Source organism: Bacillus cereus group sp. RP43, from assembly GCF_040459645.1.
GTDB lineage: Bacteria > Bacillota > Bacilli > Bacillales > Bacillaceae_G > Bacillus_A > Bacillus_A mycoides_C.
In genome coordinates, this window is record NZ_JARVHQ010000001.1 from 3504509 (window position 1) to 3527042 (window position 22534).

Sequence of the window (22534 nt, forward strand, 5' to 3'; positions counted from 1 at the left end):
ATATTTCATAAAAAGATGAAGAATTACCCCATTCTTATTGGGGTAAAGCATCATATACATATGGATCTGCTGGCTTATTGATCTTCTCCACTTTACTTATTTTCACAAGCGGAAATAGCGTTCTTTTATATGTCGTTTCATCTAATAATCCTGTTATTTTCACCCATGTTTCTTCTGGGAATTTTTCAACGGTTTGTCCCGTAACAATCATCCCCCAGACTGATGCATCCGCAATACAACAGGTTATGCCATAGCGAGCCACTACTACTTTATTCCCCGTCACATCTTTATCATTATATATAAACCCTGAGAATGTAATTTCTTTCCCTTTAAACCCGTTAATATCCTGGCCAATTATATTCATTGTTTGAACATAATTCTTATCCTCTACTTGTATTTTGCGCTGCCCTAACATACTTTTTGCTACTTGCTCTTCCGTTTGATAAGTCGCTTTTAAATTCGAGGGTTCATCTTGATCAACTAATACTTCTCGCCAATCAGAACTTACCTGCCTTCCCTCTTTTTCGTTCTTTTCCATACTTATCGCCTGTGCACTTTGATTCATGCCCCTTTTTACTGCTAAACTTCCGTCAATTGTTACACTTCCATATAGAAAAGCACTAATAATTGGAACAACAAATAAAACGTATACAAAGAAACTTTTTGTCCTTGATTTCCTATGATGCGTACAACAATTACAATCATCTTCTTCCTCTTTCCCATTTCCCCAAACTTGTATGGAACCAAGAAGTAAAATTACTACAAAAGCTATATACGAAAATTTAATCATTTTTGGAGCGATAAAATTATAAATATTTCCTGTTACAAGTAGTTTAAATAAGAGCATTGCTAAACCAATTAAAATAATGCCACGAATATAGCCATGATATGCCTGTTGCTCCTCTTTCTCCAATTTTCTCCCCTCCTATAACATTGTGATTTGCAAGATGGTATACACGGATAAAATAACAATTCCAATCAAAAAGAATACAAATCTCTTTTGAAAATATGCAAATAGCATTAACGTATTTTTCATATCAAGCATAGGCCCAAACACAAGAAATGCGAGAAGCGCCTTTACTGAGAAAACATGTCCAAAAGATGCCGCTATAAACGCATCCGCTGCTGAACAAATTGATAAAACATAACCAAACCCCATCATAACAATTGGGGCAATCACTTCGTTTTGTGCTACTGTATCAAGTACATTCCGGTCAAAAAATGTTTGAACTACGCTCGCTAAAAAAGCTCCAATTAATAAATACTTACCAGTATCAAAAAACTCATCTACAGTGTGATTCATAACATCTTTCCAACTCTTTTTTTGTTTTTTCTGAACCGGAACCTCTACGTCTTTTAAAACATTTCTCCCGCGATAGCAATAATACACAATTAGACCTATGAATAGAGCAACAAGAATTGTTATCCCAAAGCGTGCATATACAACGGCATCATTTTTTTGAAACGCATATACAGTAGATACAAGAACAACTGGATTCATAATAGGTGCACTCAGTAAAATGACAATTCCCACATGAAGAGGGAGCCCTTTTTGAATAAGTCTTCTTACAATTGGTATAATGACACATTCACACATTGGAAAAAGGATTCCGACAAATATAGCTGGAATCATTGCAACAATCGGAGACCTTGGCATTACTTTTTGAATCATATCTTCTGTCACAAACACTTGGATGAGAGAAGACACAATTACCCCTAATAAAATAAAGGGTATTGCTTCAAAAATAATACTTAAAAACACCGTATTCACATTCAGCCATTCTTGCGGCATACTTTTATGCAAATTTGCTAGACTTGTAAAATCCACAAAAAATAATAAAAAGAGAAAAATAGCAATAAGAGCTATTCCTATTAATTCTTTTGAAACTCTATTAAAGACCAACACTATCGCCCCACTTTATTCATATTAAATCATATGCTTGCCCAAATATTCCATACAACTACAACACAAATTTTATAGTCTATTCCTATTCTCAAATCGTAATCATTATGATTTATTATTGATTTTTTCTTTTTTGTCATTTAATATAAAACGTAACGATTACGATTTAAAGAGGAGAGATTATTTTATGAAAAAAGTACCTATCACTGTATTAAGCGGCTTTCTAGGAGCTGGAAAAACCACCTTACTACATCACATTTTGACTAATAAGAACGACTTAAAAGTAGCTGTTATCGTTAATGATATGAGCGAATTAAACATTGATGCGTCCCTTATAAAAAAGGGGGGTTTTTCACGTACGGAAGAGAGATTAGTAGAAATTCAAAACGGTTGTATTTGTTGTACACTACGAGAAGATTTAATAATAGAGGTGAATCGTCTTGTTGAGAACGGTGATATTGACTATATTGTTATTGAATCTTCTGGTATAAGCGAGCCTATTCCAGTTGCTCAAACATTTACTTACACTGACGAAGTCCTTAACATTGATTTAACGAAAAATTGTCGTCTCGATACGATGGTTACAGTTGTAGATGCAAATAGATTTTGGGATGATTTTGCAGATGGAGATAGTTTATTAGACCGGAAGCAGGCAATCAATGAAAATGATACTCGGGAAGTTATTGATTTATTAATAGATCAAATTGAGTTTGCCAATGTCATTATTCTTAATAAGGTAGATTTACTAGAAAAAGAAGATATGATAGAACTCCATCATTTGCTCCAGAAATTAAATCCAGATGCAAAAATTATTGAGTCTTCATTTAGCCAAGTACCATTACAAAAAGTTTTAAATACGAATTTATTTAATTATGAAGAAGCTAGTCAGTCAGCTGGATGGATGCAAGAATTAAATAGCGAACATCATACACCGGAAACGGAAGAATACGGTATCAACTCCTTTGTGTACCGTCGTAAACACCCATTTCACCCTGAGCGACTTATGCATTGGTTAGAAAAATGGCCTCTAGATGTTGTAAGAGCAAAGGGGTTTTTCTGGCTCGCCTCTCGCAATAATATGATAGGGCTTCTATCTCAAGCAGGTTCCTCTATTACAATTCAAGGTGCTGGTGAATGGATAGCGGCATTACCTAAGGCTGAAAAAAATCAAATCATTACAGAAGAACCAGAAGTATTGAAAAACTGGGATGAACGATATGGAGATCGAATAACTGAACTTGTATTTATCGGCATCGATATGAATCGTTCTATTATCGAACACTCATTAGATGATTGTCTATTAACAGAAAAAGAAATGAAACAAGATTGGAATACATTTTTTGATTCTATTCCCGCTTTTACTTTCACTTCATAACAAAAAATAAAAAGGCTTCCGTAGAATGAAGCCTTTTTTCACTTTATAGTACTCTTATTTAACAGACTTGCTTTAATAAGAAACACAATTGTACCTAAAACAACCAATATAGCATATACGATCCCAACTAAATCACCTATTTTTTCTAAGCCAAACGGTAATATTATTGTGGCAACTCCGACTATATAGGAAAACACCCCTGAAAGCTTCGCTAATTTATTTTTATCTCCAACAAACGTTTCTTCTTGGTATCCTGCCAACAAAAACAATCTCTTTTTCACATATATTTGATACCCTAAAAAAATGATAAGTAATCCAACAAATAAACAAACCAAAAATCCTGCTAGCATTTTAATACCACCCTCTCTACAATATTTTACCACGTACAAAAAAATTTTCGTCTTCATCATAAATAATTTTTCATCTAATTAGAAGTTTCAGTTTATTGCTGTTCCTTTTTGTGATATATTGCATATTGTATCCGATATATATTTTGGAAAGGAGGACTATATGTCTTATGGATCCAAATCGATTAAAAGGAATTATAATGGTCATAATCGGTGCTTGTTTATGGGGCTTATCCGGAACAGCTGCGCAACAACTATTTCAATATGAAAATGTTTCTACTGAATGGCTAGTTACAATCCGTTTACTTATATCCGGTGCTATTTTGCTCATTATGTCATCATTTGGAACGAACAAAAAAGAAATATTCGGCATCTGGAAACAAAAGTCTTATGCAAATAAGATGATTTTATTCGGTCTTTTAGGCATGCTTGCTGTACAGTACACGTACTTCGCTTCTATTAAAGAAGGCAACGCTGCTGTTGCAACTTTGTTACAATATTTAGCCCCTATATTTATCACTATATACTTACTGTTCAAATGGAACGTCCGTCCATCAAAAATTGATTTTATTTCAATTGCACTCTCATTATTAGGGACTTTCCTCTTACTAACAAACGGGTCTGTTCAAAACTTAGCTGTTTCCACACCAGCTATCGTTTGGGGCATTTTATCTGGATTATCACTCGCATTTTATAGTTTGTATTCAAAAGAATTGTTAGAAAGATGGTCTTCATCTGTTATCGTTGGATGGGGAATGATTATTGGGGGTATTGGTGTAACGATTTTACACTTTATTTCCACAAACGAATTCATTTTATTATCAACTATGAAATATGTAAAACCAAGTAGCCTCCCGCTCATTGCATTTGTCGTCATTTTCGGGACACTCATCGCATTTTATTTATACTTAGATAGCATAAGATACCTTACACCGAAAGAAACAACGTTATTTGGTTGTACAGAGCCGCTCGCAGCTATTATTTCTTCGGTACTTATTTTGCACGTACCGTTTCAATCTTTTCAGTTATTAGGTGCTTTTTGTGTCATTGTAATGGTGCTCATATTAAGCCAAAAGCCGGATGAAGGAAAACCGAAGCTAAAACTTATGAGTAGAAAAAAACAAAATATACAATGAAAGGATTGAATTATTTATGCCTGTCCCTCAAAATTATAAAAAACCTGGCAGAGTTTCCGCAAAGTCACTCGTTTTAACCCAACTACAAGATTGGATTATAGAAGGTGTATTACAACCAGATGAAAAAATTAATGATGGGGAATTGGCGGAAGCACTAGGTGTAAGCAGAACACCAGTTAGAGAAGCTTTACAAATTTTAGAGCTTTCTGGGCTAGTAGAAATGATTCCCGGTCAAAAAACGAAAATTGCTCCTATTAAATTAGAAGACGTATCTATCATTTATGAGACGCTGGCCGGTCTTCACTCAATTATAGGAAAACAAGCACTTCAAAAAGTTACAGATGCTGATATTAAACTACTTTCCGAGATAAATGATACTTTTCAACAATCTATACATGAAAAAGATTCAAAAAAAGCTTTAAAACTAGATATACAATTTCACAATACAATTACTTCTATTGCTAAAAACCGATATATTGAACCTTTTCTAGAAAATATGCAGCTTCACGTTTTACGACTTGAATATTTGTTTTTCCAAAACTTTGTGCCTGCAAGTCAATCTATTAAAGAACATCACTCTATCATTCAAGCACTTCAAAAGCAGGACGAAAAACGAATGGAACAAATGATGGCTCAAAATTGGCTCCGTCCCATGAAAGAAATACAAAAAATGATTTCTATGAAAGAATAATAAAGCTGGTTACACAAAAGTGTAACCAGCTCCTTCTTTTAATAATCTATATGCTATGCCTGAATATTTGCGTAATCTTCAATATCTTCGTACTCTTTTTCCAATTCCTCTAAAGATAGCTCGTATAATTGTCGGTCGCGAATCTTAAACACCCCTGCTCCAATTAACTCATCAATTAAATGCCTCTTACGATTTTCAACAGCAAAACGGAGTTGACTACTCATCTTTTAAAAAACTCCTTCCTACGATCATCAAAAATGATAATCTTTATCAATTACCACTTTTGATTATAAAAGATGATTCTTAATAAGTAATCTTATGAAATATTTACCTTACAAAGTATTTGTGGCCACATTATATATATGTATGCCCTGCGAAAAATGTTATGACACTTTTTCTGATCCTTTTTCTTTCATACTTTGCAAGTTGTCTCGCTATGATAAAACTCACCTTCCATTTCTACTTGGATGGTGACATGTTCTACATGAAACTTCTCCTTTAATACATCCGTAGCCTCTTTTAATACACTTTGCGTTTCATTACCTTTTATAATCAGGTGGCAAGTTAATACTTGAAAATCCGATGTGACAGACCATATGTGCAAATCATGAACTTCTTTTACAATCGCAATCGTTAATAATGTATTTTTCACCTCATCCATATCTATGTGCTGCGGTGCACCTTCCATTAATATATGGACTGTATCACGTGTTACACGCCACCCACTAATAATGACTAAAATAGACACAAGAATACTAGCAATTGCGTCTGCAGCAGTCCATCCGAAAAATTTAATAAATAGCGCTGCAATAATCGCTCCGACTGATCCTAATAGATCGCCTAATACGTGTAAGAAAGCACTTCTTAAATTCAAATTACCTTTCACATCTCCGCCTCTCATTAATATCCAAGCTGATAAAATATTAATAAGCAAACCAAGTACAGCAATAATGAGCATCCCATTACTAGCAATCTCAACTGGTTCTTTAAAACGACGAATTGCTTCAATAAAAATGTATATAGAAATGACGATAAGAACGACACCGTTACATAATGCCGCTAACATTTCGACGCGCTTATACCCGTATGTTTTTGCAGCCGTCGCTGCTTTTTCTCCAAGCTTAAACGCAAGTAAACTTAAAGCCAAGGATACTGCATCACTTAACATATGCCCCGCGTCAGATAATAGTGCTAAACTATTTGTTACAAATCCGCCAATAACTTCAGCAACCATAAAGCTTGTTGTTAATAGGAAGGCAATTAATAACGCCTTTTTATTTTTTGAATGACCGTGATCATGTGAATGTCCCATACTTATACTCCTTTAAGTGCAATATCTGTATGTTAGTATGAAACAAACTCCCCATCTTTATCCCGAATTGACTGCCCGTAAACCCCGCTTCCTCTGTATACACACTTCGCTACTTTTGAAACAATTCCTGTTTCTCAAATAAAAACAAGACTACTTCTTTTTTATTTTCATATTGTTTACTATTGAAAGAAATTTTAAGGAGGTTACGAAAATGAAACGTTTATTTCTCTGTATGGAGCGTGAACTTGTTGTAGTAAAAGAACAATATGGTAACTACGAAACGACTTATCACTTACAAAATATGCAACCTACCTGTATTGCCGTTGATCCGTTCCAACAAAAACGTGTATATTGCGGAACATTTGGACGAGGTTTATGGTTAAGCGACGATGGCGGAGATTCGTGGAGACCAATTGGGGATTCCTATCGCTACTTTGATTTCCCTAAAGAAGATGGTATTTTACACTCCTCTATCACTTCTATAACGATAAGCTCAAATGAACAAGTTAACGGATATGGCGTCGTTTATGTCGGCACAGAACCGAGCGCTTTATTCCGTTCTGAAAATGGTGGTGAAACGTGGACGGAACTTAAAAATATGAAATCATTATTATCTTCTTATACGTGGGCTTTTCCTCCTAGACCTTTTACCCATCACGTACGCTGGATTACAGTTGATCCAAACAATTCAAATACACTCCACGTTTCAATCGAAGCTGGTGCTGTTATTCAAAGTAACGATAAAGGGCATACATGGCTTGATAAAAAATTCGGTGCTCCTATCGACGCTCATCAATTACTCATGCACCCTGAAGCCCCAAATCGCCTTTATGCATCATGTGGTGACGGATTTATGGGCGGACCCGATCGTGCCTATCTTGAAAGTTATAACAGTGGAAACAGCTGGATCTCATGTAGTGAAGGACTTGAGCATCATTATTTATACAGCATGGCTATCGATCCAGCTGACTGCGATACTGTTCTCGTTTCTGCTGCACCGAGTGCCGATCTTGCTCATCATCGTATTCCTTATGAATCTTATATATATCGAAAAACGAAAGATACTCCTTTCGAGCAAGTACAGCAAGGACTGCCGTCTGCAATCGGTACAGTCATTTCGATGTTTGCTACAAATCCAGCCGAACCACATACATTTTACACTTTAAATAACAATGGCATCTTTCAATCCACTGATAGCGGTGAAACGTGGGAACAACTAAACATTACATGGAAAGATGAGTATAAAACACAGCATCCACATGCTTTATTTGTTACTAGTTTTTAACGAAAAGAGACTGCCTAATCATTGGCAGTCTCTTTTCGTTATTTCTTTAAATCAATCACGATATCATCTAACACAATATCTTTACTCTTCGCTTCTTTTTTCGGCACTTCTATTTTCTTCTCTTTTCCATTCACATACTCTACTCCACCATGATTTTCAGGTGTATGAACTCGCAAGTGCACGTGAGGTGTAACGATAAGCTTTGTTGCATTTTCGTTTAGTTTTTGGAATGTGGCACTCCATCGAATATTGTAAGGATCGTTGCCACTTCCCCCATTTCCTTCACCCGAATAATCATTCCCTAAATCATCCTTAACCGTCAATTCAACATCTACACTATCCCATTCTTTCCTCGCACCCTTAGAAACTTCTTGATTGTAATAAAGAATAAATGAAACCGGCGACATTGCGACCTTTTCCATATTTGCCTTTATACCTTCTTTTTCCGAACTTCCACCAATTGTTCTCTCTTTACTATCCACTGATTTTACAGTTAACGCGAAATTCCAATTACCTTGTATTGATTTTTTCTTATCTGGCATCTCTATTCTCTCTATATTCCATCTAAAGTTTACTTTGTCCTTTTTATTACTATCATGGTGCGTCGTTGTTACCATACCTACATACTTTTTTTCAGTAACTTTAGTCATTTTTCCACTTCCTGAACTACCATGAGCGTCCATTATATCCAATCCGCCTAATATGATAGGATCATCCCCTAAGTCTTGCTCACTTTCCAGTGAATACGTTATAGATACTGTTCTGCCATCAGAAATTACATCATTAATTGTAACCTTAACCCCATTACTCTCTTTCGTCATATTCAATTCAGTTGAAAACTCTTTATAATTTTCATATACCCCTGTTCTACCATTATCTAAAAATCGGAATATGTCACCTACGATTGGCAATCCTCCAGCGTAAGTTGGAAATCCGATACCCAGTGTTGCAACTGATAACCCTACTAAAATAGATGCAGCAGCGACACCTTTTTTCCAAGTTTTCATCTTTTTCTTCGTACGTATCGATTGTTTTAAATTACGTTTCACTTTTTCTTTTTCAATTTCAGAAGTCTCAATTTCCTCAAGTTCTTTTTCATCTATATCAATATCATTTAATAGTTCATAAATGTCTTTCATATTACACTACCTCCAAAACTAATATTCGTAGCATTTTGTTGTAGTTTCTTTTTCCCGCGATACACACGATTATCTATCGCTGCTCGAGTTAATCCTAACTTGTCACCTATTTCTTCTGTCTTCATACCGAGGAGATATTTCATAATGAATACTTTTTGATCTAACGGTTCCAATTGATTAATGAGCTTCAATAATTCTTCCCGATCTTCCATAACGATTAATTCGTCTTCTGCCGATTTTTCTGTACTGATATGAAACTCATCTGAAATGATTTCTACTTTTTTATTCGCTTTTCGGTAATAATCAATTGCTTTAAACTTTGCAATCGCCGCAATCCAGTTTTTAAAATCACTCGGCTCTCCATGAAATTTATTTGCGTTATTCCAAATAGATAGGAAAATATCATTTATACATTCCTCTATCAATCCATCATTTTGAACTGGAAGAAGAACTTTATGCGTTATCCCCTTTATGAGTGGTAAGTATGTATCGACAACAAATTCTAGCGCATCTTCTTTTTGCCGCTGTAATCTTTTGATAAAATTTTTCTCATTTGATTTCATGTAGCGATTCCCCTTATTTTTTTTGTAAAAGCTTTTACACCCTATATAACGTTTTGGAAATTTTTTTCTCTCATTTTTTATTTTTTGTATGTAATGGGATACTTTTCCTTGTCTATTGTCTCATATAACTTTGAATTTGAAGAAAATTTTCTCAAGTCTACAGTTTAATTAATGTAGTACACTATTTATGTGGTTATCTTTAAACTTGATGTACATTTTATTTAATTAATTTATTTCTATTTTACAATTTTAATGTAGGAGATGAGATGTATATGTGTGGAATCACAGGTTGGGTAGATTGGAAGGAAGACCTTTCAAATGAACATGTTATTTTAGAAAAGATGGCGAATAGTATTCGGCATCGTGGACCGGATGCTGAAGGATTTTGGTTTTCACCTCGTGCGGCCTTTGCACACCGGCGTTTAATTGTAATTGATCCAGAAGGCGGGACACAACCAAAAACATTTCGTGCTGGTGATTATACGTATGCTCTTACTTATAATGGAGAAATTTATAATTTCCGTGAGCTGAGAGAGCAACTTCAAAAATGTGGGCATGCATTTGAAACTCATTCGGATACAGAAGTGTTACTACATGCTTATTTAGAATGGAAAGAAGACTGCGTACAACATTTAAATGGAATTTTCGCTTTTGCTATATGGGATGATCAGAAGCAACAATTGTTTTTAGCACGCGATCATCTAGGTGTAAAACCACTCTTTTATACGGAAAGAAATGACAGTATTATTTTCGGATCTGAAATAAAGGCACTACTAGCTCATCCATCTGTTCCTGCTGAAATTGATGCGGATGGCATAAATGAAATATTTGGATTAGGCTTATTTCGAACTCCTGGATGTGGTGTCTTTAAACATATTCAGGAAGTGCGTGCTGGACATTCTATAACATTTACACGTGATAAAAAAGTCGTTAAGAAGTATTGGAATTTAGAAAGTAAGATCCATACAGACTCTATAGAAGACACATCTTCTCATATTTTATCTATCTTACAAGATACAGTAAAAAGACAATTAATTGCCGATGTTCCCCTCGTATGTATGTTATCAGGCGGATTAGATTCTAGTGGTATCACTGCTCTGGCAGGTAAAGAATTTGCAGAGGAACACAAAACACTTCACACGTATTCAATCGACTTTTTAAATAGCGCAAAAGATTTCGAACTGACATTTGCTCGAACTGGTCTAGATGCTCCTTGGGTAAAACGCGTTTCTGAACATGTAGGGACATCGCATCATGACATTATTGTGAATGCTGAAGAATTAGCAAATCACTTATTCGTTCCCCTTCATGCGAAAGATTTACCAAGTGCAGGCGAAATGGAAACTTCACTATATTTACTATTTTGCGAAATGAAAAAAGATGCAACCGTAGCTTTATCTGGCGAATCTGCTGATGAAGTATTCGGGGGATATCCTTGGTTTCATCAAAAAGAACTATTATATGTAGATAAGTTTCCATGGTTAACAAACTGGAAAAACACATCTTCTCTATTATTAAATGACGTAACGACTCAATGTAATCCTGAGCATTATATTAATAAACGATTCCATGAGGCTGCTCTTGAAGTACCTACTCTTGAAGGTGAAAGTAAAAAATCCGCGAAACAACGTCAAATGTTTTATTTATTTTTAACACGATTCCTTCCGTTCTTACTCGACCGTAAAGACCGTATGAGTATGGCTGTAGGATTTGAAGTTCGTGTACCGTTTTGCGATTATAGATTAGTTGAATATTTATGGAACGTTCCTTTCAACATAAAAAGTATTGATAATATTGAAAAAGGAATTTTACGTAGGGCACTGAAACCTGCTTTACCTGATGATGTGCGAAATAGAAGAAAAAGCGCTTATCCTACTTCACAAGATCCACACTATTTACAAACAATCCGTAATTTAACACTTGATATGTGCAGCAATAAAAACAATCCTGTTTTCTCACTCATTAACCATTCCATATTACTTGCAATTGCTGATCAAAGTAACAAAGAGATTACCAATTTTGAAGCAAGAAGCGCTATGGAGTATATGCTACAAGTAAATGAATGGTTAAAAACGTATCATATTCATATTGCTTAACAAAAAAGAGTTCAAGGACAAAAACCCTTGAACTCTCTTTCATTTATTAATTGGCACATTGTCTATTTTCAGTATCGATGGACCATCCAATAATAGTGGCACAATCTCTACCTTTCCACTGAAGTACATTTGTTAATACAGGCTCAATCTGTAAAGAAGTTCCGTCGTGTAATATTTCTACTAAAGATTGATCATCATCAAACTTTCGTTTATCACATTCTAAAATACCATCTGTTGCCATTACAATGTGATTTTGACCTTTTTCTAATCCCCTTATCCCTGATGTAAAGCAAGGGGTATTCGCTGCAAAAACATTTTTTCTTCCTATATATTCATAGTTCTTACGCTTATTTAGCCTACCTTTTCCATTTTTCGCTTGCTCTGAATGGAATAAATACGCGAAGCAATCACCAACTGATAGCCAATATAAGAACTCACCTTTTCGTAAACAAATTAAACATGCAAGTTCCTCATCATCTTGGTCACATTTCTCGATAAATAGCTCATCTGTAAATAACGCTAATAAGTACATATGTGTATGATGAAAAGCTAAATGGATTGGGTATGAAAATAACTCTTTTAGTTTTTCTTCTCTTTCTGAAATCGCTTCTATTATATAATGTATATTTTTCGTTTTATGATGTGTATCAAAAATCATAACAAATTCAAATTCTAATTTCAGATCCCACCAAGCTAGCACTGCATCTCCTCTTTCATATGCATCACTCTCTTGATTTCCTCCATATACGCCGACTGAAAGAGGACCACATTTTTCAACATGTATTTGATCTACATACATCTTTTCATGACTAATCCATTTAAATGTATTCACAGCTATCATCCTCTCTCTTGCTAAATGTATACCTTTACACATAGATTACCTTATATTTCAATAAAAATAAACTTTTTCAACATTTATTATGAAAATAACAGGATTTTAATTCTTATGAAGCGAATATATCTTATAACACGATATAAAAATTAGGGGGAATTATCATATGAAAGACATTAATCCACATTGGGAGACAATATACTATCACTTACGCTATGAATATGAAGACAATCTTTCTCATCAAGCAATTCGTATTTTACAAATCACTTCTCGAGAGAAAGATATAACAATTGGAAAAATTGCTTCTGAACTTGGTTTATCTCATAACACAGCGTCCGAACATGTAAAACGCCTTATTCAAAAAGGATTTATCATTAAAGAAAGAAATAAACAAGATGAAAGAGTTGTGAATCTTACATTAATGACAGAAGGAATTGAAGCATTAGAAAAGCATACTTTGCTAGATAAAAAAAAGTTACAAATATTAGAATCACAATTATCAAAAGAAGAGCAACAACTAATAGAAAAAGCCTTTTCGTTATTAGCTAAGGAGGCAAAATATGCATTTCCTCGTTAAGGTCATCGTCTCCGCCCTCATTATTGGGGGTGTAACCGAATTTGCCAAATATTTTAGTACGCTTGGTGGCTTTATCGCAGCCCTTCCTCTTATTAGTTTACTTAGTTTATTTTGGATTTCTTTCGAAGGTGGGAGTAAACAAGAATTAAGTCAATTCGCTTTAGGCGTATTATATGGATTTCCTGCATCTGCACTACTATTATTTATTGTTTATATCGGTTTAAAGAACTCCTTTTCACTTAGTACATCTATACTCTTCGGCATATGTGCCTGGTGTATCGTCTTTACTTGCCAAAAAGTATTTCAAGCTTAGGGGGAATTACTATTAATAGATCAGTAGAGATATTTGGACAAACTGTAGAAGTATATATGAGAGGTAGCAGTAAACAAACTGTAGTCATTCAAACAGGAATGGGATGCTCATTTTATGATTGGCTTCCTATTATAGAAAAGCTTTCACAAAAATTTACAGTCATTTCATATCATCGCCCAGGTTACGGAGAAAGTGAGCTAGGAACTAATCGACGTACAACAATGCAAGTTGTAAAAGAACTACATATGTTACTACATGAACTAGATATTTACGAGCCAATCATTTTAATCGGTCATTCCTATGGAGGTTTATGCGCACAACATTTTGCAATGTTACATGAAGATAGGCTGCAAGCACTTCTTTTAGTTGATTCTACTTCCATGAACTTACACCGATTAGATGAACTGCATTTACCGGTTTCTGATCAAACTGATTCTGATGATATGTGGCTACAAAAATATCATACTTACTCCAACATGGATGCAGAAGCACTTTATAATGAACTAAAATCTATGCTCGTAAATCAACCAAAACATCACACAGAATTTTCCACATCCCCTTCATTATATAAAGCGACAGCTGCTGAACTGTCCGAGTGGAAAAATTGTGCTCTCTCAATAAAAAAACAACATAAAACATTAGAAATACCATTAATCGTTATCGGTAGAGATCCTCAATATTCTATTGCCCAATTGATTGAGGGCGGTATGCCAAAAGAAGAAGCTACACAACTTGAAGATATGTGGCAAGAACTTATTTGTGAACAATTAAATCTCTCAATAAACAGCCAGTACATTTTGGCTGAACATGCTGGTCACGGTATAGAAAATGATCGACCAGATATTATCATTCAAGTCATTCAATCTTTACACACAAAAAAAGGAAGCAACTAAAGCTGCTTCCTTACTTATCTATTCATAATCTTCTTCGTCATCATCAACTTCTTCATAATACGAACTCCCATTGCTTACATATATAGGACCATTCGCAACATCAATACGTAGTACCCATGCCCATGGCACAGCTAAACGTTTATGTATTGCTCTCCAAAAATTCATTGATTTTCTTTCGTACTCCTGGAACTCCTGAAGTAACTCTTTATAGGAGGAACCGTCTAACTGAATATTTGCTTCTAATAAACGAGAATGGGCATAGTACTGTAACTCTAGTTCAGCAGCAATCTCCATTTCTTCTTCCGTTGCCATACCTATAATTGCTCCATCTGCTGGTGCGATTTCATATACGTTGTGAACTTCAATAAGCCCTTCTTTCTCTTTCTCAAACATGTAAACAGCCTCCTTTAACCAATATTTTTTATGTTACAAAGTCATACTTCTACAATACCTTCTCTCTTTCCTCTTTTTTTGATAAACTTTTACAAAATGTTTATCTGATGACCGGTTTTCTCTATTCTTTCAGCAGAAGTGAAACGATTATTATCAAAAGTTAATTTATACACATCAGGCATATGAAGTGTTTTCCAAAACTGAAAATCATATTTCGAATCAAAATAATTCATTAGTAATACCATAATATTCCCATGAGTGCCTATTACAATATTCTTCCCTTTATATTTCCCCAATATATTTTGCATACATAATACAGCACGCCTTTGCGCTACATCATTTGATTCCCCGCCTTCGTATGCAAAAGTCCAGTCTTCCCACACTCTATGAATAGCTTCATTAAAATCTGCTACTGGCTCTGAACTTAATAACCTTTCTCGTAACTCTTCTTCTATTTGTATTGATAAATTATATGTATTCGCAATTCCTTGTACAGTTTGAATCGCTCTTTTGTACGGGCTTGAAATTACAACATCAATATGTTCATCGTTTAATAAATGTGTTACATTCTCTGCATCAAAGTGCCCCCTATCAGATAAAGGACGTTCCCGTTCTTCTTTTGTATATGTAGAGTGGGCATGGCGAACGAAATACATTGTAGTCATTATTCAACTTCCTTTCTTAATTTTAAATCTATATTCAATAATAAAATTAGAAAATCCTGTATTAGAAAAAGGCACTTTTTCATAAGCACCTTTTTGTTTACATAATAAAATTATTCTATTATAATTTTTTTCTAAATTCTTCGCTTATGACGATATCTCGAATAAAGTAATCCATATTATTTAAAAGTTTTTCAAACGCTTTCTCACTTAAATTATTCATCATAAAGACAATCTCAATCTTATTCCCTTTTTTATCAGTACCATAAAAACTATTTGCTAATACAAATGCCGTAGAACCACCTTTCTGTCCGGCATATTCGAACATTCCATCCCCTACTGTTCTTTTAAATATGTTTTCAATCTCACTTTGCATTTGTTGTGTAAAATAGTTTCTATTATTTATCTTTCCCATTAAACTCATGTAATCTTTCGCATTTGCACCTACTAACCGATCTGACCAAATACGTTGGGCGTCCATATCGGCTTTTAACGATATCTCCCGTTTTGCCCATTCTTTCTCGTCTTTCATCCATTCATGTATTTGCCATACATGCTTAACATATTCATCATTAGACATATTACGTAGCTTGTCCAATGCTTTATTTTTGGGAATATGCATTTCTTTTTCAACATATCCCCTCATATATAATGCTGCTGTATACGCCGGATAAAATTCATCGTGACTATTTAAGCCTAACTCTTTCAAACTTTCATTCACCCGTGCTGTTCCAAGCTTGTCCAATAAATATGATGCGTTCGCATTCGAACTATAATGAATCATTCCTTTAACTACTTCTTCTAAAGAGATTTGCCCATCCTTCACTAACGCTCTAGCTTTCACATCATCTAGCCATGCAGGGTGTGCACCACCATCAGTGTTTTTCACATAGTATTTTTCTAATTCTTTCAATGAAATTTGCTCGTCTTTTCTTATCTTTCCTTCATCTATTTGCTTAGCATATTCAATTGCTATAACGATTTTCGACATACTTGCTAGTGGTAATTTTTCATTTTCATTTAGTGATGTTAATGTCTCACCATTTCTTTTAACGATTAAAGAAGCTGTTTTATCATCCGTATGTTCTTTTATATAATTTAGCACATAATTAGGATCTTCTTTTGAATTGACATATTCCTTCACTGAAAAGAAAGCTATATAGCCTACTATAGTAATTCCAGCTATAATTCCAACAACTTTTAACCCTCTCATAATACTCCCCCTAAAATAAACATATTATATATTATACTAAATAAATTTCCCTTTTTAAGTAAGAATTAGAGTATTTATACACAAACGTTTCTTTTCTTAAACAACAAAAAAACATGCTTTCATAAAGAGAGCATGTTTTGTGATATTCTTCACATTGTTTGGTTAAAAAATAAACTTTTTACTTACCATGATGTAACATTAAATCACTAAGTTCTTCTTCAATGTGATTTAATTTCGCAACGCCTTCTTTCCATTTATGAATATAACGTGAAACCCCGACAATAAATAAAACAATAATTGTAGAAAGAATAATACCATATACGATTGTTACAGTACTCATAGTTACACTTCCTTGTAATTAGTTATATTTTTATTATAAACCTTTTTTTTATAAAATGCTTTGATTTCAATTTTTTGTAACAAAATTAATTTTTCTAACAATACTTAATAACATAATAACGCTAGAAGAAACCTCTTTCAGATTCCTTCTAGCGTTATTATTTATTAAAAAAGTTATACAACTAAAGCTCTCATTAATAATCTTTTTACTTTACACCGACTGAAACAGTTTCTGGTAATGTGCTACCGCCATCAATGACAATATGTGTACCTGTTATGTAGCTTGATTCGTCAGACGCTAAAAATCCTGCTAATTGACCTACTTCCTCGATTTTCCCTAAACGTCCTAAAGGAACACCTGAAGCAATTCCATCGATGACATTACTCGGCTTATTTGGAGCGGACTCATTCGCTATTTGCTCTGCCATTGGCGTCATAATATAGCCTGGACAAATTGCATTTACAGTAATTCGATGCTTCGCAACTTCACGAGCTAATGCCTTCGTAAATCCCCAAATTGCTGCCTTTGTCGTTGCATATGCCGTTTCACCTTCGTCAGCAACTATTGTTCCTGTTACAGAAGACATATTAACAATCTTCCCGTAATTTTTCTCAATCATATATGGCAATACTGCTTTAGAGAAATTCCATACTCCATTAATATTTACTTGAAATTGAAAATCACGCATTTCATCTGACATATCTAGAAAATTCGCAAGACGGATCACTCCTGCGTTATTAACTAATATATCAATCTTCCCATACTTCTCATATGCTACTTTCGTTACTTCTTTTACAGCATTAAAATCAGCCACATCGACTACGTAACTCGCAGCATCTAATCCTTTACTAACAATATTTTTTGCAGTATCATGAACTGTCTCTGAAATATCAACAAGTAACACTTTCGCCCCTAACTCTGCAAACACATGAGCAATTCCAGCTCCGTTCCCCATCGCAGCTCCTGTAATAAAAGCGACCTTACCATCTAATTTTCCCATTTCATAACCCCCTTATGATAAATCGAAAGCCTTTACACTTTTATCATACCAAATATTCCCTTGTATTCTTTACACATCTCTATTTGTTGAAAAACGTTCAAAAAAAGGAAAAAATTTCACAAATTATACAAAACTTCACCATATGTACTATTGTCATATGAGTTATATTATTTAATAGAATAAAGGGGATGATATACTATGACGACTTGGTTTATTGTACTGTTAGTTGTATTTGGGGCATTTAAAATTATCGTTTCTAGCCTTCCTAACTCTGTTATTGAATCCATTATTAGCAGGTACGAAACACATCCACAACTTGAAGAAGAGAATGTAACTGTTACAATCAATGGAAATAATTTAGAAGGCGAAAAGAAATCTCAAATTATTCATGATTTTAATGACGGTTTATTTTTAGATCGCTATTATGCACCGCCATATAATGAGGGAACTCCTTTAATTATCAATGCAAAGCGTGGCAAAAAGGATTTTACATTTTATATTTATAATCATGAAGAGCATGTTGATGTTGTAAAACAACATAAAAAGAAAGTAGTTGCTTATAGTTTACGCTCAAAAAACCTTCAAAATAGTGATATGTTCGTGTCAGCTGATTTAGCTTAATGCTCATACATTAGAAAAAGGAATCCACGGCATATGGATTCCTTTTTCCTACTTACTGAAAAATCAGCTCTGTCTTCAAACTATCTTTCGGTAACAACCATCCTTTTTTCTCTACACTCGCCATCAATAATTCTCTTTGTTTTGTTGCAATACTTTCCTCATTTGTTTTAAACGACACTTCTATTACGAAATCATCTTCTATTTTCCCAGTATTACTTAATGGCCAAACTTCAATATTCGTTTTTATATTTTCAAACTCCCCTGTATACCGTTTCATTAATACAGGACCGTAAATATGAGAATCCCTTAACATCTCTTCTCCCCAATTCGTATACAACCATTTGTTCATTTTCCCTGGTAACTTTTCTATTAACATATTTTGAGCAGCTCGTTCATTTGGTAGATCAAGTACCCCATATCCTTTAGCACTGTAACTTTTCTTATTTGAAATACTTAACGTTTTCTTCCCAAATCCCCAATCTATTTCCGCCTCATAATTATCCGTATTACTATCAAATCCATCTTTTTTAGCTACTTCTAGTACATCTTGAATTGCACCATTTTGAATAGGATATCTCTTTTTATATGTTAGCTCAAAATCTTTACTAAATTCTTTCTTTCGAATTCTCGCAAACCAACCTTCGTCACTTAAATTTTTATTCACCGTATCTAAAAATTGCACCTGTATTCTTTCATAATTTGTACCAGCCTTGAAATGTTCTAATACCTCTTGCTTCACCTCTTTGTTATAACCTAATACTTGTTCTGGCTTTAATAATAACTTCACTTCAAAACTAGGTTTCATTGGACTAGCAGCAAACCCTTCCTTAACGTTATAAAGGAAACAACAAAAGAAAATGCTTACGAATACAAATACCTTTTTCATATACCTATCCCCTTTACATTTTAAATGACTTCTATAAGTTCCGTAGCAAGTGAATATATATTTTCATATCCCGATGAGCTTAGCTTTTGTTGTAATCGATCCGTATCCTCTTTAAAAGCATGCACTAACACCGTATGTTCTGGTAATAATATATTTAACATCGCCTTAACGTCACTTATACTTTGATGAACCTTATACTGAACTCTCTCCACTCTACATTCTCTACTAACACGTTCTTTTATCACCTTTTCAGCAAAACTCCCTTTAGCAATATGTCCAGTAAAGATAATGGAATTTCGTTCTTCATGCCGAAGTTGTTCATAATACAACTGTGCTCGTTTCGTTTGCATATTCGCATCACTCATTACAACTATTCCGTAACTATTTTGCATACATATATCATTATCCATAACTATTATGTTTCTTTTTAAACTATCCAGAACCCGCTCAAGTTCTTCATTATTTTTTATCCACTCTTTATATACAAACATCTCTTCAAATCCAGCCAAAATTTCTTTGTCTACTATAATTGGGAGCTCTTTATATTTTTCATATAAATAAAATACTATATCTTGCGCCCTACCAAGTGGAGGCAGCGGTAGTAATGCTATTCCTTTATTTTGAGCAACTCGTTCAATTTCCGCATATAGTTCGTTTATTCGTTCGTTTTGCGAAATATCATCAGTGTGATATGCGGCATCTACAATTGCAATTTTTATATCGCCACGCAATTTCTCAGGTAAATTAGCTCGGAGTATATTAGACTCTGCTGAATAATCACCTGAATAAAATACGTATGTATTACACATATCCACTAAAAACCAAACTGCTCCTAATACATGCCCACTATATCCCCATTGAAACCGCAATGTAGGAGTAATTTGTATCCATTCATTCGGATTACTAATCTCATCAATACACACATAATTTAAATCTTTAATATTTTGGTCGTTATAAGGTAAATTCCACCCTTTTGAAAGATTGTAGTTTCTCCATTTTTCAAAATAAGTTGGCAGTTGCTCCTTCGTATAACGAGTCGTCCAAATTTTTTTCTTATATCCATACTTCGTCAATAAAGGTAAACCCATCGTATGATCTTCATGAATATGTGATAAAAATACTGCATCCAAAAACGGAACAACTTCTCTTTCTATTTTGGGATAACTATCCTCATATGATCGATTAATACCACAATCAAATAGTATTTTCGTCTCTTTATTTTTTACAAAATAGCAGGAACGACCGTATTCTCCTGCTCCTCCCCATACTTCTACCCTCATCATGCTACCCCTTTTCGTTTTTGCTCCATATGTTGCAGAAGTAATAAGCACATTGTTGTAAGTCCAACAGAAACAACGGCCATCGCCATTCCTATAGATACTTCCCCCTGTTCAAATTGAGCAAAAATAAACGTTGCTGACGTTTCTACTGATGGAGGTAGTACGAGAAGCGACGCTACTAACTCTCTTATCGAAATCGTAAATGTCATCGCCCATCCAGCAAGAATTCCTGGAATAATAAGAGGCAATATTATTTTTCTAAAAATATAAATATAATTCCCAGAAAAAACGCTTCCCGCCTGTATAAGAGAATCATCAATTTGTCCGAGCGAAGCTTTTACATACTGTACCGTATACGGTAGAAAAAGAACAACATACGTTACGATAACCATGACAGGTGTATTGTAAATTGACATAGGCATATATGGTGAATTCCAAAATAAAATAAGCCCTACAACCATCACTATTCCTGGTACCATATTCGGTAACATGCCGCACATATCAAGCCATTTTTCAGATGACTTTTTCCCCTTTCGAATCATAAGTGCCAAAAATACGCCAATAATTACAGCAACAATCGCTGTTACGAGTGAAAAAAGAAAACTGTTCCATAAAGCTTCTAATCCCGGAGAACCAATTGTAAATAATGCTTCATAATGGCTTATTGTAAAGTTATTTAAATGTAAGCCACCGCCTCTTAATTTCGACAAAGAAGCTATCAGTATAGAAAAGTATGGAATGCCAATTGCGACTATTAGTAAACCAATTACATAAATCCATGCTATAAAACGTGTAACTATAGACAAAGTATACCTTTTAGATTTCACACCTTTTCCACTAACCATGGCATATGAATACTTTCGATTCAATACATTTTGCATATACCAAATAAGCATACACGCACTTAGTAATAAAGAAGATAATGCTGTTGCACTACTAAAATCAATTGGCCAACTCGAAATAAATTTATGGATTTCTGATGTTAGCACATGAAATCCTATTCTACGTCCGAATGTAGCTGGTGTTCCAAATTCTGCAATCGTCTTTACGAAAATGAGTAAAGCTCCCATTACATAACTTGATACCAATAACGGCAATATTATTTTTCTTAAACGGTAGAGGAAGCTTCCGCCATGAACTGCTGCAGCTTCTTCTTTACTACTTCCAATTTGAAGTAACGTGTTTTTCAACATGAAATAAAGAAATGGAAATAAATGCAGACTCATAATTAAAACCATACCGCCTAAACTAAAAAACGATGATGAAATCGACTTTAAAGCCGGAAAGAATTGTTCAAAATAGCCGTTAGGTTGCATGAACAAAATCCATCCCATCGATCCGATATAGGGCGGGGTCATAAATGGTATCATAAAAACAATATCTAACTTACTATACTTTCCTACATCTGTTTTGCTCATAATGAACGCCAATGGAAATGCAAATATTGTAGCTCCTATTACAACGAGTACACCTAGAAGCATCGAATTTAGAAAAATCCCTGCAAATCCACCACTCTGCATGACTTCAAAAGGCTTTAAAAAATTCCAACTGCTATTTTCATATACACTAGAAAATAAAATGAGAAAAAGCGGAATGACGATTAACATCGCCACAAGTAACAACGCTACTGTCATTCCAACTTGTCTTACTGATACGAATCGATTTACCATGTAATCA

General features: G+C 34.3%; 25 protein-coding genes. 9 read left to right on the top strand and 16 right to left on the bottom strand.

Going from position 1 to position 22534, the window contains the following annotated elements:
• Positions 1-34: 34 nt before the first annotated feature.
• On the bottom strand, positions 35-913 hold the full coding sequence (locus QCI75_RS18245; protein ID WP_353760961.1) for a TIGR03943 family putative permease subunit: 879 nt from the start codon (positions 911-913) through the stop codon (positions 35-37).
• Between the two features lie 12 nt (positions 914-925).
• On the bottom strand, positions 926-1903 hold the full coding sequence (locus QCI75_RS18250; protein ID WP_144506779.1) for a permease: 978 nt from the start codon (positions 1901-1903) through the stop codon (positions 926-928).
• A gap of 187 nt (positions 1904-2090) precedes the next feature.
• Here QCI75_RS18250 and QCI75_RS18255 point away from each other — a divergent pair, with 187 nt between their 5' ends.
• Positions 2091-3278 (top strand): GTP-binding protein, encoded by a 1188-nt coding sequence (locus tag QCI75_RS18255; protein WP_353760962.1) that lies wholly within the window; start codon positions 2091-2093, stop codon positions 3276-3278.
• Positions 3279-3316: 38 nt separating this feature from the next.
• Here the strand turns inward: QCI75_RS18255 and QCI75_RS18260 are convergent, their stop codons facing one another.
• Complete coding sequence (locus QCI75_RS18260; protein WP_353760963.1) at positions 3317-3628, bottom strand: DUF3784 domain-containing protein; 312 nt, start codon at positions 3626-3628, stop codon at positions 3317-3319.
• Positions 3629-3795: 167 nt separating this feature from the next.
• Between QCI75_RS18260 and QCI75_RS18265 the strand changes: the two genes are divergently transcribed.
• Together QCI75_RS18265 and QCI75_RS18270 are read left to right on the top strand one after the other, a co-directional pair.
• Positions 3796-4761: a DMT family transporter gene (locus QCI75_RS18265; RefSeq protein ID WP_144506782.1), complete on the top strand. Its 966-nt coding sequence runs from the start codon at positions 3796-3798 to the stop codon at positions 4759-4761.
• Positions 4762-4777: 16 nt separating this feature from the next.
• The gene (locus QCI75_RS18270) at positions 4778-5452 is read left to right on the top strand and encodes a GntR family transcriptional regulator (protein ID WP_144506783.1); all 675 of its coding nucleotides are present in this window, start codon (positions 4778-4780) and stop codon (positions 5450-5452) included.
• 53 nt (positions 5453-5505) lie between these two features.
• Here QCI75_RS18270 and fbpA read toward each other — a convergent pair whose 3' ends face one another.
• Positions 5506-5676: a Fur-regulated basic protein FbpA gene (gene fbpA / locus QCI75_RS18275; protein ID WP_000098300.1), complete on the bottom strand. Its 171-nt coding sequence runs from the start codon at positions 5674-5676 to the stop codon at positions 5506-5508.
• 188 nt (positions 5677-5864) lie between these two features.
• Complete coding sequence (locus tag QCI75_RS18280) at positions 5865-6764, bottom strand: cation diffusion facilitator family transporter (RefSeq protein ID WP_144506784.1); 900 nt, start codon at positions 6762-6764, stop codon at positions 5865-5867.
• A 211-nt stretch (positions 6765-6975) separates the two neighbouring features.
• Between QCI75_RS18280 and QCI75_RS18285 the strand changes: the two genes are divergently transcribed.
• Positions 6976-8049: a beta propeller repeat protein gene (locus QCI75_RS18285; RefSeq protein WP_144506785.1), complete on the top strand. Its 1074-nt coding sequence runs from the start codon at positions 6976-6978 to the stop codon at positions 8047-8049.
• A gap of 38 nt (positions 8050-8087) precedes the next feature.
• On the opposite strand, the gene QCI75_RS18290 is transcribed toward QCI75_RS18285, so the two are convergent.
• Together QCI75_RS18290 and QCI75_RS18295 are read right to left on the bottom strand one after the other, a co-directional pair.
• Entirely contained in the window at positions 8088-9188 is a 1101-nt protein-coding gene (locus tag QCI75_RS18290; RefSeq protein WP_353760964.1) for a DUF4179 domain-containing protein, read from the bottom strand.
• A complete protein-coding gene (locus QCI75_RS18295) occupies positions 9185-9751 on the bottom strand; it encodes a sigma-70 family RNA polymerase sigma factor (RefSeq protein WP_353760965.1) in 567 nt (188 codons plus the stop codon). Before QCI75_RS18295 ends, QCI75_RS18290 begins: the two co-directional genes overlap by 4 nt.
• A 272-nt stretch (positions 9752-10023) precedes the next feature.
• Here QCI75_RS18295 and asnB point away from each other — a divergent pair, with 272 nt between their 5' ends.
• Positions 10024-11847, top strand: coding sequence for an asparagine synthase (glutamine-hydrolyzing) (gene asnB / locus QCI75_RS18300; RefSeq protein ID WP_353760966.1), 1824 nt, complete (start codon positions 10024-10026; stop codon positions 11845-11847).
• Positions 11848-11893: 46 nt separating this feature from the next.
• Here the strand turns inward: asnB and QCI75_RS18305 are convergent, their stop codons facing one another.
• Positions 11894-12721: a PP2C family serine/threonine-protein phosphatase gene (locus tag QCI75_RS18305; protein WP_353760967.1), complete on the bottom strand. Its 828-nt coding sequence runs from the start codon at positions 12719-12721 to the stop codon at positions 11894-11896.
• A gap of 124 nt (positions 12722-12845) precedes the next feature.
• On the opposite strand from QCI75_RS18305, the gene QCI75_RS18310 reads away from it, so the two are divergent.
• From QCI75_RS18310 to QCI75_RS18320, 3 genes are read left to right on the top strand one after another with little or no spacing between them, the layout of a single operon-like run.
• Complete coding sequence (locus tag QCI75_RS18310) at positions 12846-13256, top strand: MarR family winged helix-turn-helix transcriptional regulator (protein WP_144506915.1); 411 nt, start codon at positions 12846-12848, stop codon at positions 13254-13256.
• Positions 13240-13569 carry a DUF3147 family protein gene (locus tag QCI75_RS18315; RefSeq protein WP_088292887.1) on the top strand — a complete coding sequence of 110 codons (330 nt, stop codon included), beginning with the start codon at positions 13240-13242 and terminating at the stop codon, positions 13567-13569. Before QCI75_RS18310 ends, QCI75_RS18315 begins: the two co-directional genes overlap by 17 nt.
• On the top strand, positions 13521-14462 hold the full coding sequence (locus tag QCI75_RS18320; RefSeq protein ID WP_144506914.1) for an alpha/beta fold hydrolase: 942 nt from the start codon (positions 13521-13523) through the stop codon (positions 14460-14462). The genes QCI75_RS18315 and QCI75_RS18320 overlap by 49 nt, the downstream gene beginning before the upstream one ends.
• A gap of 18 nt (positions 14463-14480) precedes the next feature.
• Here QCI75_RS18320 and QCI75_RS18325 read toward each other — a convergent pair whose 3' ends face one another.
• The 5 genes from QCI75_RS18325 to ucpA all read right to left on the bottom strand — a co-directional run bounded on the left by QCI75_RS18325 (position 14481) and on the right by ucpA (position 18070).
• Entirely contained in the window at positions 14481-14855 is a 375-nt protein-coding gene (locus QCI75_RS18325) for a hypothetical protein (protein ID WP_000461761.1), read from the bottom strand.
• A gap of 89 nt (positions 14856-14944) precedes the next feature.
• The gene (locus tag QCI75_RS18330) at positions 14945-15520 is read right to left on the bottom strand and encodes a histidine phosphatase family protein (RefSeq protein WP_353760969.1); all 576 of its coding nucleotides are present in this window, start codon (positions 15518-15520) and stop codon (positions 14945-14947) included.
• Positions 15521-15638: 118 nt separating this feature from the next.
• Entirely contained in the window at positions 15639-16730 is a 1092-nt protein-coding gene (locus QCI75_RS18335) for a serine hydrolase (RefSeq protein WP_353760970.1), read from the bottom strand.
• Between the two features lie 178 nt (positions 16731-16908).
• Complete coding sequence (locus tag QCI75_RS18340) at positions 16909-17070, bottom strand: hypothetical protein (RefSeq protein ID WP_000109008.1); 162 nt, start codon at positions 17068-17070, stop codon at positions 16909-16911.
• A 205-nt stretch (positions 17071-17275) separates the two neighbouring features.
• Positions 17276-18070 (bottom strand): SDR family oxidoreductase UcpA, encoded by a 795-nt coding sequence (gene ucpA / locus QCI75_RS18345; RefSeq protein ID WP_144506911.1) that lies wholly within the window; start codon positions 18068-18070, stop codon positions 17276-17278.
• A gap of 198 nt (positions 18071-18268) precedes the next feature.
• Here ucpA and QCI75_RS18350 point away from each other — a divergent pair, with 198 nt between their 5' ends.
• On the top strand, positions 18269-18691 hold the full coding sequence (locus QCI75_RS18350; protein WP_353760971.1) for a YfmQ family protein: 423 nt from the start codon (positions 18269-18271) through the stop codon (positions 18689-18691).
• A 52-nt stretch (positions 18692-18743) separates the two neighbouring features.
• Here the strand turns inward: QCI75_RS18350 and QCI75_RS18355 are convergent, their stop codons facing one another.
• Genes QCI75_RS18355 through QCI75_RS18365 form a run of 3 tightly spaced genes read right to left on the bottom strand, consistent with a single transcriptional unit; the run spans position 18744 to position 22527 of the window.
• Positions 18744-19577 carry a hypothetical protein gene (locus QCI75_RS18355; protein WP_144506909.1) on the bottom strand — a complete coding sequence of 278 codons (834 nt, stop codon included), beginning with the start codon at positions 19575-19577 and terminating at the stop codon, positions 18744-18746.
• 20 nt (positions 19578-19597) lie between these two features.
• On the bottom strand, positions 19598-20860 hold the full coding sequence (locus QCI75_RS18360) for an MBL fold metallo-hydrolase (protein ID WP_144506908.1): 1263 nt from the start codon (positions 20858-20860) through the stop codon (positions 19598-19600).
• Positions 20857-22527 carry an ABC transporter permease gene (locus tag QCI75_RS18365; protein WP_144506907.1) on the bottom strand — a complete coding sequence of 557 codons (1671 nt, stop codon included), beginning with the start codon at positions 22525-22527 and terminating at the stop codon, positions 20857-20859. The genes QCI75_RS18360 and QCI75_RS18365 overlap by 4 nt, the downstream gene beginning before the upstream one ends.
• Positions 22528-22534 lie beyond the last annotated feature (7 nt).

Bases quoted from the DNA above. Each gene is read 5' to 3' on its own strand.
- QCI75_RS18255 (WP_353760962.1), top strand. From the start codon at position 2,091: ATGAAAAAAGTACCTATCACTGTATTAAGCGGCTTTCTAGGAGCTGGA.
- QCI75_RS18260 (WP_353760963.1), bottom strand. From the start codon at position 3,628: ATGCTAGCAGGATTTTTGGTTTGTTTATTTGTTGGATTACTTATCATT.
- QCI75_RS18265 (WP_144506782.1), top strand. From the start codon at position 3,796: ATGGATCCAAATCGATTAAAAGGAATTATAATGGTCATAATCGGTGCT.
- QCI75_RS18270 (WP_144506783.1), top strand. From the start codon at position 4,778: ATGCCTGTCCCTCAAAATTATAAAAAACCTGGCAGAGTTTCCGCAAAG.
- fbpA (WP_000098300.1), bottom strand. From the start codon at position 5,676: ATGAGTAGTCAACTCCGTTTTGCTGTTGAAAATCGTAAGAGGCATTTA.
- QCI75_RS18280 (WP_144506784.1), bottom strand. From the start codon at position 6,764: ATGGGACATTCACATGATCACGGTCATTCAAAAAATAAAAAGGCGTTA.
- QCI75_RS18285 (WP_144506785.1), top strand. From the start codon at position 6,976: ATGAAACGTTTATTTCTCTGTATGGAGCGTGAACTTGTTGTAGTAAAA.
- QCI75_RS18290 (WP_353760964.1), bottom strand. From the start codon at position 9,188: ATGAAAGACATTTATGAACTATTAAATGATATTGATATAGATGAAAAA.
- QCI75_RS18295 (WP_353760965.1), bottom strand. From the start codon at position 9,751: ATGAAATCAAATGAGAAAAATTTTATCAAAAGATTACAGCGGCAAAAA.
- asnB (WP_353760966.1), top strand. From the start codon at position 10,024: ATGTGTGGAATCACAGGTTGGGTAGATTGGAAGGAAGACCTTTCAAAT.
- QCI75_RS18305 (WP_353760967.1), bottom strand. From the start codon at position 12,721: ATGTGTAAAGGTATACATTTAGCAAGAGAGAGGATGATAGCTGTGAAT.
- QCI75_RS18310 (WP_144506915.1), top strand. From the start codon at position 12,846: ATGAAAGACATTAATCCACATTGGGAGACAATATACTATCACTTACGC.
- QCI75_RS18315 (WP_088292887.1), top strand. From the start codon at position 13,240: ATGCATTTCCTCGTTAAGGTCATCGTCTCCGCCCTCATTATTGGGGGT.
- QCI75_RS18320 (WP_144506914.1), top strand. From the start codon at position 13,521: ATGTGCCTGGTGTATCGTCTTTACTTGCCAAAAAGTATTTCAAGCTTA.
- QCI75_RS18325 (WP_000461761.1), bottom strand. From the start codon at position 14,855: ATGTTTGAGAAAGAGAAAGAAGGGCTTATTGAAGTTCACAACGTATAT.
- QCI75_RS18330 (WP_353760969.1), bottom strand. From the start codon at position 15,520: ATGACTACAATGTATTTCGTTCGCCATGCCCACTCTACATATACAAAA.
- QCI75_RS18335 (WP_353760970.1), bottom strand. From the start codon at position 16,730: ATGAGAGGGTTAAAAGTTGTTGGAATTATAGCTGGAATTACTATAGTA.
- QCI75_RS18340 (WP_000109008.1), bottom strand. From the start codon at position 17,070: ATGAGTACTGTAACAATCGTATATGGTATTATTCTTTCTACAATTATT.
- ucpA (WP_144506911.1), bottom strand. From the start codon at position 18,070: ATGGGAAAATTAGATGGTAAGGTCGCTTTTATTACAGGAGCTGCGATG.
- QCI75_RS18350 (WP_353760971.1), top strand. From the start codon at position 18,269: ATGACGACTTGGTTTATTGTACTGTTAGTTGTATTTGGGGCATTTAAA.
- QCI75_RS18355 (WP_144506909.1), bottom strand. From the start codon at position 19,577: ATGAAAAAGGTATTTGTATTCGTAAGCATTTTCTTTTGTTGTTTCCTT.
- QCI75_RS18360 (WP_144506908.1), bottom strand. From the start codon at position 20,860: ATGATGAGGGTAGAAGTATGGGGAGGAGCAGGAGAATACGGTCGTTCC.
- QCI75_RS18365 (WP_144506907.1), bottom strand. From the start codon at position 22,527: ATGGTAAATCGATTCGTATCAGTAAGACAAGTTGGAATGACAGTAGCG.